Annotated in this window: 11 protein-coding genes; 3 read left to right on the plus strand and 8 right to left on the minus strand. The window is 32.1% G+C overall.

What is annotated here, in order from left to right:
* Positions 1-11 precede the first annotated feature (11 nt).
* The 3 genes from FJ213_03030 to FJ213_03040 form a co-directional block, all read right to left on the minus strand.
* Positions 12-1,787 carry a tetratricopeptide repeat protein gene (locus FJ213_03030; GenBank protein MBM4175135.1) on the minus strand — a complete coding sequence of 592 codons (1,776 nt, stop codon included), beginning with the start codon at positions 1,785-1,787 and terminating at the stop codon, positions 12-14.
* A gap of 8 nt (positions 1,788-1,795) precedes the next feature.
* Positions 1,796-2,536, minus strand: coding sequence for a glycosyltransferase family 2 protein (locus tag FJ213_03035; protein ID MBM4175136.1), 741 nt, complete (start codon positions 2,534-2,536; stop codon positions 1,796-1,798).
* 97 nt (positions 2,537-2,633) lie between these two features.
* Positions 2,634-2,888, minus strand: a complete 255-nt coding sequence (locus tag FJ213_03040) for a hypothetical protein (protein MBM4175137.1) — start codon at positions 2,886-2,888, stop codon at positions 2,634-2,636.
* 696 nt (positions 2,889-3,584) lie between these two features.
* On the opposite strand from FJ213_03040, the gene FJ213_03045 reads away from it, so the two are divergent.
* Positions 3,585-5,690, plus strand: coding sequence for a hypothetical protein (locus FJ213_03045; GenBank protein MBM4175138.1), 2,106 nt, complete (start codon positions 3,585-3,587; stop codon positions 5,688-5,690).
* Positions 5,691-5,991: 301 nt separating this feature from the next.
* Here the strand turns inward: FJ213_03045 and FJ213_03050 are convergent, their stop codons facing one another.
* The 3 genes from FJ213_03050 to FJ213_03060 form a co-directional block, all read right to left on the minus strand.
* Complete coding sequence (locus FJ213_03050) at positions 5,992-6,255, minus strand: DUF2442 domain-containing protein (protein ID MBM4175139.1); 264 nt, start codon at positions 6,253-6,255, stop codon at positions 5,992-5,994.
* Positions 6,256-6,356: 101 nt separating this feature from the next.
* Positions 6,357-6,641, minus strand: coding sequence for a type II toxin-antitoxin system mRNA interferase toxin, RelE/StbE family (locus tag FJ213_03055; GenBank protein ID MBM4175140.1), 285 nt, complete (start codon positions 6,639-6,641; stop codon positions 6,357-6,359).
* Positions 6,638-6,865 carry a hypothetical protein gene (locus tag FJ213_03060; protein MBM4175141.1) on the minus strand — a complete coding sequence of 76 codons (228 nt, stop codon included), beginning with the start codon at positions 6,863-6,865 and terminating at the stop codon, positions 6,638-6,640. Before FJ213_03060 ends, FJ213_03055 begins: the two co-directional genes overlap by 4 nt.
* 433 nt (positions 6,866-7,298) lie before the next feature.
* Here FJ213_03060 and FJ213_03065 point away from each other — a divergent pair, with 433 nt between their 5' ends.
* Positions 7,299-7,472: a DUF4160 domain-containing protein gene (locus FJ213_03065; protein MBM4175142.1), complete on the plus strand. Its 174-nt coding sequence runs from the start codon at positions 7,299-7,301 to the stop codon at positions 7,470-7,472.
* A 91-nt stretch (positions 7,473-7,563) separates the two neighbouring features.
* On the plus strand, positions 7,564-7,806 hold the full coding sequence (locus tag FJ213_03070) for a DUF2442 domain-containing protein (GenBank protein MBM4175143.1): 243 nt from the start codon (positions 7,564-7,566) through the stop codon (positions 7,804-7,806).
* 263 nt (positions 7,807-8,069) lie between these two features.
* Here FJ213_03070 and FJ213_03075 read toward each other — a convergent pair whose 3' ends face one another.
* Both FJ213_03075 and FJ213_03080 read right to left on the minus strand, forming a co-directional pair.
* The gene (locus FJ213_03075; GenBank protein MBM4175144.1) at positions 8,070-8,981 is read right to left on the minus strand and encodes a carboxypeptidase regulatory-like domain-containing protein; all 912 of its coding nucleotides are present in this window, start codon (positions 8,979-8,981) and stop codon (positions 8,070-8,072) included.
* A gap of 66 nt (positions 8,982-9,047) precedes the next feature.
* On the minus strand, positions 9,048-9,278 hold the full coding sequence (locus tag FJ213_03080; protein MBM4175145.1) for a hypothetical protein: 231 nt from the start codon (positions 9,276-9,278) through the stop codon (positions 9,048-9,050).
* Positions 9,279-9,466: the final 188 nt, after the last annotated feature.

Here is a 9,466-nt window from a genome sequence, read left to right on the forward strand (position 1 = left end):
CACTTTGGAAATTACTTTCGATACGGTTCGAGCGTGTCCAAGATTAATTCGTCGATCTTAAAACCATTCTCAATTGCTTTGTCGCAATGATAAATTGATAGTTCGTAATTTTTTTGAGAGTAGTGATAAATCATGAGATTATAATGTGCCTCTGCAAAACGTGGATTTATCTCAAGAGCTTTTTCAAAATGATATTTCGCCGACGTTAATTGATCGTTTCTCGCATATAATGTGCCGAGATTGTTATAAGCTTCAAAATAGTCGGGTTTTATTTTTATTGCTTCTAAGAATTCTTTTTCTGCATCTTTAACTTTATTTAATTCAGAATAAACAATTCCTAGATTATTGCGAGGTTCAGAATAAATAGGATTTATTTTTATCGCTCGTTTGAAATAATCTTCCGCTTTATCGAGCACTCCCATTTTTTTATAATTGAGTCCAAGATTATTAATTGTCTCAGATGATTTTGGCTCGAGTTCAACGGCTTTTAAATATTCGATTTCTGCTGCTTGATACATTCCTAATCTATGGAAAGCGTTTCCTAATCCTTTTCTGACAAAAAAAGAATTTGGTGAGTCCTTAGCAGCCGAGCTCCATAATAACTCGCTGCTTGAAAATACTCTACTATGCTTAAAAGTGATTATAATAAAAATTACAATGACGACAGAAAAAATAAACTCTCTTAGATTCGATTTTAAATTCAGCAAGATTTTTGATTCACTAACGGCTATAATAATTCCAAAGATTGGTACGTATGTTCGATGCTCTAAGTAGTTTGAGAAACCCGTCACATTAACGAACGTGGGCAGAAGAAAAATTATGTACCAAAGTAAACCGAAAAGTACATTCCTCAAATCTCTAATTCCGTTAATCAAAAAGATTGCAAGCATTAAAACAATTCCTGGAATTACATAGAATATATTAATTGACTCGGGAATAGGAATAACCGAAAGATTAATAGGGGAAAAAACTTTTCCGAGATATGATAGAAATCCGATTGAGTTGGTAAAAAAATTTCTATCCGGTCTTGAAATAATATCTGAATCTGCGGCAATAGCATTCATACGCATCACATACCAAATCAAAATGAGAACTCCCCAACAAAAGTACATTAGAAAATTATTTTTATTGAAAGCGTTGCTTCGTTCAACTATAACAAGGTAAAAAACCAGCATCACAGGAAAGATTAAGGCGGTTTCCTTCGTAAGTAATGCAAGGAAGAAAAAGAAAAGGTGAAAGAAATAGAATAGTAATCGCTTAATGGATATCGGCACTTCCGAATTTCGTAATCTTAAAATGAAATAAAAACTCGACATAATAAAAATAAAAAGTAAAGAATCGTTTCTGCCCGGTATCCAAGCGACTGCTTGAGTCAATATAGGATGAACCGCGAAAACCATTGAAGAGATGAAAGCCGCAGTGCGCGAAAGTTTCAACTGAATTAACAAAATAAATAAGAGCAGAACAGCAATTACATGAAACAAAACATTACTCAAATGATATTGAAAAGGATTTAATTTTCCGATAAATGCATCGACCATAAAAGTCAGCGTTAGAATTGGTCTGAAAAATACACCATGGGAGCTCATAAAAACTTCCTGACGAAATGCCTGCGGAATATTTTGCGGATTGCTTATGAAATAATATTTCTTAACTATTAAATCGTAATCATCGAATGATGAAAAGTCGAAGAATAAAGTTTGTCCATACAAGCCGAAGATTAATGCTGATAGAAAAACGTACGGAAAAAATTTAAGCTTAATTATTTTTCGAAAAAAATCGTTCACTTAAATCACTAAAGAAATTTTTTGATTTGCCTTATGAAGTTTCTTATGAGATAACTAAGTGCTTCGAATAAAGTACCGATTCCATATTTAACGCTTTCAAAAAAATCAATACTCGATGAGTTTTTGAAATAGCGGACAGGCACAGGTATCTCTCCAATTCTAAAATTATTTTCAACAATCTGAAATAAAACTTGTGAATCGAAGACAAATCCATTGGAGTTTTTATTAAAGTTAATAGTTTCTAGCACTTCACGTTTGTAAGCACGCATACCTGTATGCCATTCGGAGAGGTTTTGTCCAGAGACTAAATTTTCAATAAAAGTTAAAATTCTATTTCCGATGTATTTGTATAAAGGCATTCCACCTTCGAGTGCTTCGCGCCGGGTTCTAATTCTCGAACCTAGCATTACATCGAAATAACCGTCGCGGATAAATTCGATAAAGTATTTTACAAGTTTTGGATCGTATTGATAATCGGGATGAAGCATGATTATAATATCGGCACCATGTTCCAATGCAAGTCGATAACAAGTTTTCTGCGTTCCGCCGTAGCCGATATTTTTTTCATGCGAGTGAACTATCAAACCCAAACGATTGGCTACTTCAACGGTCCTATCACTGCTTCCATCGTCAACGAGAATCATTTCATCGATATATTCTCGCGGAATATCGTTTACTGTCTGTTCAAGGGTTTTTTCGGCAAAGTATGCGGGAAAAATAATAATTGCTTTCGGTTGTCGAGTTGTCATCTTTGAATGAATTTATTCATTTCAAACTACCATGTTTTTAATTTTCGTGTAATTTGTAATAATTTGTGTCTAAAAAACCACATACTAATTACGCGAATTATTTATAAACAAACTTCTGTATCAACAAAACTACCGCCATGCAAAAAATAACGGCATTTGTAACCATTATTGCCCAATCGTTGCGATAAGTTCCGTAAATAAACCACAGCACCGTAGCAACGATAATCATAAATACAAAAATCCATGAGATGTCTTTTACACTTTTTGTCTTGAATCCCTTAATAACTTGGGGCATGAGATTCAAACAGCTTAAAGTAACGGCAAAGCCGCCGATGAGTTCGTAGATGTTCATGATAATTCTGCTATTTTTTTTAGTTATTAAATTGAGCAAAGTTACAAAAAATTTGAGTCTCGTTTTTATTTTAATGATTGTTTACGTTTTGCAGGAAATTTGGAGTAATAAGATGCACCGCGTCTTTAGAAAAAATTCACAAAGTTGTTATTAGAAATTTTTGCAATGGCTTTACTATGGGCATTATAGAAAGTTTTACACTGAAACACATACGTAACTTGAGTGATGAGAGTGCATTGCAAACTCGCGACCCACTAATTAAGAGTCTTACTCCAAATTTCTGTAACTCATTTAATTATAATAAGTTAAAACTCTCTGCCATAGTATTTGCCATAGTGGTTTATCCAAAAATATTTTTTACTTAGCAATTTTTCTCTTTGTAGTCCTAGCATTAAATATTGTAAAAATTATCAATATCTTTTTTCGAATATCTTCCTGTAATATTAATCTTAGAAAAAGATACTTGCTAGTCCATTTCCTATAGTACTAACTATATTCTTTAGAGATGTAAGTCGAATGAATGAAACCGAAAAAAAATAGAAAACCAAATCACTACTAAGGACATCATTCATAATTTGATAAAAACAATTAAATAAAAAAGTGAAAGGACCTTAACACCTATTTATCAATATATTTTCCTTATAACATTTTAGGTTTCTATGAGACTATTAATTTTTATATTTTTACGAAGTATCAATGATAATCTTCGAAATTGAAAAGTCCAGACAAGAATTAATTAGAAAGCTGCAATTAGCCAGCTTCCCAAGACAAGTACTTTTTATTCTAAAAGATTTTTTTGATCAATTAATGCATTCTGATTATTCGTTAAATGAATCTTATTTTCTTGAATTTATTGAAAAATATCTTGAATGCTTAAAGAACTATGAGCCGTTTTATATTCATCCAAAGTACACCAAGGAAATATTATTACAAGCTAATACACTTAAGAATATTTCAGTCCTTTCAAATTTTAAAGTTGAGTTAATTCAATCATCAATAAATTTAGAACGAAAGCTTTCAAAACTAAAAGACATTTTAGAAAGCAAAATACAAGAGACTGAACGTGCAGTACTTTTTCCAGTCCTTGAAACTCATGATGGACAAATAAAAACAGTTTCCCTTGGACTTTTGGAAAGTCTAACAATTAAAATTCAGGCAGCTAAAAGGGAAAATAAATTCATAGTAGTTCCAAGCGCAATGGAAATTGAAGAAAGGATTTCCAATCAAATAAATATCTCATGGAACTTAGCTCTAAAATTCATAAAAAAATATTTGAGAAAAGTAAATCCCTATCATGAAGTAATCATACAGTTCGATAAACGTTTTGGATTTTACATTGGAGAATCTCTTGGAATAGCATTAACAATAGGTTTTATAGAACAACTACTTTACTTCTACAATTCTACTTCCATCATAAATATAAGAGATAACATCTCAGTTACCGGCGGAATCGATAAGGATGGAAAAGTTAAGAAAATCTCCACTGAAATAATAAAACAGAAGGTCGAAACGGTATTCTTTTCTCCAACTCAGATATTTGTTGTGCCGATAGAGGGGGAACTTGAGGCTAAGGTTAAGGTTGAGGAATTCAATAAAGAATATCCTAACAAAAAATTAGAAATTATCGGCGTTGAAAACTTAAACGATATTTTTAACAGAAGAAATTTAATTGATATTAGAAAACAAAATCCAATTGTACGAACAACAAAAGGCATCCGAAAACATTGGCTCGGAAGTATTGCGTTGTCACTTCTACTTTTATTGGTTGGATTTCTTTTGTTTTATAATCTTGATGATAATCCAACTTTTGTCTACAGAGATGAAAGAAATGTTTACGTCAAAAATAAGTTTGGTAAAATATTATGGACAAAAATCTCAGGAACAACAAATCCAATAACCAAACCAATTCAACAAAATACCGTTAATCTTATAATTGATATTGAGAATGATGGCGTTAATGAAGTATTAATTACGGCAGAGAGACTATCAGAAAGAGAAAATATCATGGAACATGGAATACTCAAATGTTATAACTTTGATGGTTCAATAAAATGGATTTATACTTTTAATGATTCAGTTAAAACAAAACGCGAAATTTTTACTGAGGATTGGAATAGTCCCATAATGCTTAGTATTGTAAACATAAATGGGAAAAAAACACTTATTTGTTCAATAGCAAATTATCCGTCTTTTGCAGATGCGATTTTTAAAATTGACTTACTAACTGTTAAGAGAACACCCGGAACTCTTTGGCATCCTGGACATATTGGCGCGGGTTTTGTAAAAGATTTAAATAATGATGGTAAACAAGTGCTTATTGCTGTAGGATGTAACAATAGTTTCAATCATGTCGGATCGATTTTTGTTCTACCAGTTGACAGCATCAATGGTTATTCTCCGTCAACTGATGAATATAGATTTTATGAATTTCCTAAAGCCAATTTTCAAGCTTACATATCTATCCCACAAACAGATTATTGTAAATACTTAGGAGTACGAAATAGTTGGATTATTGGTAGGTCATTCGCCGACAGAAAAGATATTAATAAAATATTTTTCGGAAGCGGTGAGTACACAATTGAAGATATGAATAAAATCGGTATTCAATATTATCTTGATTACAACCTAAAAGATTTTGACATTACTCCAACTTCATCCTTCGCTTGGGATAGAGATAAATTAGTAATAGAGAAAAAACTTTCTCCACCACTCACCGACACAGAGGAATTTCGTGAACTAATAAAAAGTCAAATTAAATACTGGAACGGAAAAGATTTTGTAAAAAGGGAAGACTTGAAGTAAATACTTTATTGGTTCTCTCGATACAATAAAACTGATGCTTTATTTACTCGAGAACCTTCGCTCGTCGCGGTGTTCGAGTAACGAGCGAAGCGAGTGTATCGAGAACACGAATTGAATTGTTTTGAGATTAACTTTCTCTTGGTTCTCTCGATACAATAAAGCTGACGCTTTATTTACTCGAGAACCATCTCTAGTTGCGGTGTTCGATTAGTTCCAATCTTGCCTAACTTGAGACAAGTTATCGGAACGTATCGAGAACAGTTGTGTGGTTATCAAATTATCTTAAATTTTCCAGACTTAATTACTTTTCCATCCAGCTTGGCAAAGGCTCTCCGGTTGCAGAACAATAAATCGTTTCGGGAGAAATATCAATATCATCCGGCCAAGTCAGCACGCCATTATTGATGTAAAGCTTTTCAAAAAAAGAATAATCAAGTAACTTTTCAAAAATTGTATTCTGTAAAATGTATTTCTTTAAATCCACGACACCCGTTTTGCCATTTTTGAAAACAAGTTCAACAACGTAGTTTCCAAGCAATCTAAAATTTGTTATTTCGTAATACATTTTTATTTCAAGGGTTTAAGTTGCAAAGGAAGTGAATGAATTGAGATTGCTGAGGGAAGAAATAAGATTTAGAGCGAATCACAAAAGATTATAAATTAATTCTAATAAACTTCATCGTGTGTACCAATTGTTATTAATATTATTTTCCCGTCTTTAGATTCCTGTAATCCATCAAAATAAAAAACTATTCTGCAATCATAACCACAACTGCATGCAAGGGACCCGAATAATTCACCAGATAACTTATGTGTCTGAAGTTTGGGGTCATAAATATTCGCTTCTAATAATCTTATGCTTTCATCAATTTTAATTTTAAGAAATGGAAATCTTTTAACAAATTTCTTATAAGCTTTTTTAAAAGAGGGAGTTAGTATTATTTTATTCATTCTTTAACATCTAATAATGAATTGTGGAGTTCGTTAATGGAGTCGTTTGCATTCATCTCTTTTAATTTTCCAGAATGATACAGTGCTTTTGCTTCACTGACTTCTGCCACAATTTCTTCTCTTCTTTCGGCAATAATCCTTTTGTTGAGTATTTCAATTAAAGTCTTTCTTTCTTCAAATGATAGACTCATAATTGTATCTAAAGTTTGATCTAAAGTATTCATTTTTATTCTCAAAGTTTTGTCTTTTTAAAAATATAAAAGAATTTATAAAACGAAAAGGTAATTAGCTACTGGTTCTCTCGATACAATAAAGCTGACGCTTTATTTACTCGAGAACCATCTCTAGTTGCGGTGTTCGAGTAGTTCCGATCTTGCCTAACTTGAGACAAGTTATCGGAACGTATCGAGAACACAAAGATTGATATATTTAATTTGAGATTTTTCTTTTGGTTCTCTCGATACAATAAAGCTGACGCTTTATTTACTCGAGAACCATCTCTAGTTGCGGTGTTCGAGTAACGAACAAAGCGAGAACATTAGGAATCAAATATTGTAAAACCTCAACAAAGCAGCTTTAAACATATTCGCCTTGAATAATAATCAAACATGATTTGATTTTTGATTTACTTGTAATTATTTTAAAATAAAAAACTATATGCCAGAAATTTGCCGATTTTATGGAATAATCATTAAAATGTATTTTAATGATCATCAGCCACCACATTTTCATGCTGAATATGGAAAACATAAAATTGAAGTAACAATTGAAACACTTGAAGTTAGAAATTTTGGAAAATTTCCTAAAAGAGCCCTTTCCATGGTGCTTTAATGGGCAAATACACACAGAACAGAGTTGCTAAAAGATTGGAATCTAGCCAGAATTGGTAAAGAATTAATCAAAATTAAACCATTAGATTAATATGATTAAAGTAAAAAACGTGACGCCTCTTTCGGAGAAAAAAATTTATATATTATTTTCAGATGGCACAGAAAAGATAATTGATATAAAACCATTTATTAAAAGAAATAACATTTCATCAAAACTTATGAATGATAATTATTTTAGAAAGGTGTTTGTTGAAGATGGTGGTGGAATCGCATGGCCAAATGGTTTTGATTTTTGTCCAGTTTATTTATACGAGAATGAATTCAACTTAAAATGAATTGATATTTTGAGATTATCTTTGCCTTGTTCTCTCGATACAAAAATCTAAAGATTTTTTACTCGAGAACCGCTGCGGTGTTCGAGTAACGAGCGAAGCGAGTGTATCGAGAACACAAGGCTGAAATAAAAAAGCCGCCAATTAGGCGGCTTACTAACTAAACATTAGGTTTACTCATTATATAGGGATTGCGCTTCTGTGGAAGAAAGGACTTGATTGTAAATACGCACCATCGTCTAAAGAATCGTAATTTGTTTAATTTTTTAATTTCCTGTGATTAGTATATCATCATAATAAATTGTACCATTGCCACCATTTGCAGAGTATAAACGAATTCCGTCATTTGGTAATGTCGCCCCCGAACTACCCACACAAGCACTTTTCTCCAGCGAACCATTTAGATAATAGGAAACCAAGTTTGTTGATTTATTTATTCTCATCTCAACACTATACCAGACACCTTTTGTTATGGTAGATCCTACAAACCCTGAAGTTCCATCTATCCAACCAAGTTTTCCCCTACTCGGATCATACCCACCACCATACTCTTTGCCATTAACTCTGAAATAAAAAATTGGTCTGAAATGAGTATTAGGGTCTCCCTTGAATTTAAAAGAAACAACAATATTGTCTTTTAAATTTAGGTTAGAGATGTAATAATCATAACAACCATCCCAACTTGTTAAACATCCAATTTTGAAAGAATTCGGAGCTGAATAAGATTGGCTTGTAGTTACTGCAGAGGATCCACCTCCTGAGTAAAATTCAGCCCACCCAGATGGAAGTTTATTAACAGTACATGTATCAAAATTTTCATTATAAAAGATTGTAGTGGATGAAGATGAAGGATTCAGTTGGACATTTGCATTTGTTGTTTTTCCAGAAACTACAGAGATATTTACAGAGTTTGTAGCAAAACCAGATTTAATAACTGTTAGGCTATAAATACCAGTCGGTACATCATTAATAATAAAATCGCCATTTGAATTAGTACTGACTACACTTGTTGGAGGAGTGGTTTGGACAGAAGCCCCAATTACTGGAGCCGAATCAGTAGAATTTGTGACCTTTCCCTGAATACTTCCATTTTGCGGTTGTGAAGGATTTTCATCTTTAGAACAACCAAATGTTAATAATGTTGCAAAAATATTAATTAGAAGAATAAAATTTTTCATTAATACCTCAACCAAAAAATTATGGAATAAAAAATAAGCTGTTTTTTATCTGTCAACTAGTATTTTTTATTTCCAATCATATGCAATCTCGTCTTGATTTGCTGTATTTGTTAAATTCACCACCGAACTTCCATTACTATTCATAGAAAAAACATCCCATTGAGAACCATTGTAATAAGAATACATAATTTTCGATCCATCTGGTGACCATATAGGTTCATTATAGTCTCTACCTATTGTAGTATTATTTGTAAGTTTCGTTTTTCCAGAGTTAACTTCAAAAGTTGTGTAAATAATAAATTTTGAAAATTAAGCAGTGACCCCTAAACTAGTAAAGAAAAAAAATAACAAAAGGAGCCACTGCAATGTCAGAATATCTAAAAGAAATCAGACAATCAAGTAGTAACGATATACTTGAAGAATTAGCCCTTGAAGGCTTTAAGGAAAAACTAATAGAAGTACTTGAATCAGAGATGGACGAATAT

This window comes from Ignavibacteria bacterium, from assembly GCA_016873845.1.
Taxonomy (GTDB): domain Bacteria; phylum Bacteroidota; class Ignavibacteria; order Ch128b; family Ch128b; genus JAHJVF01.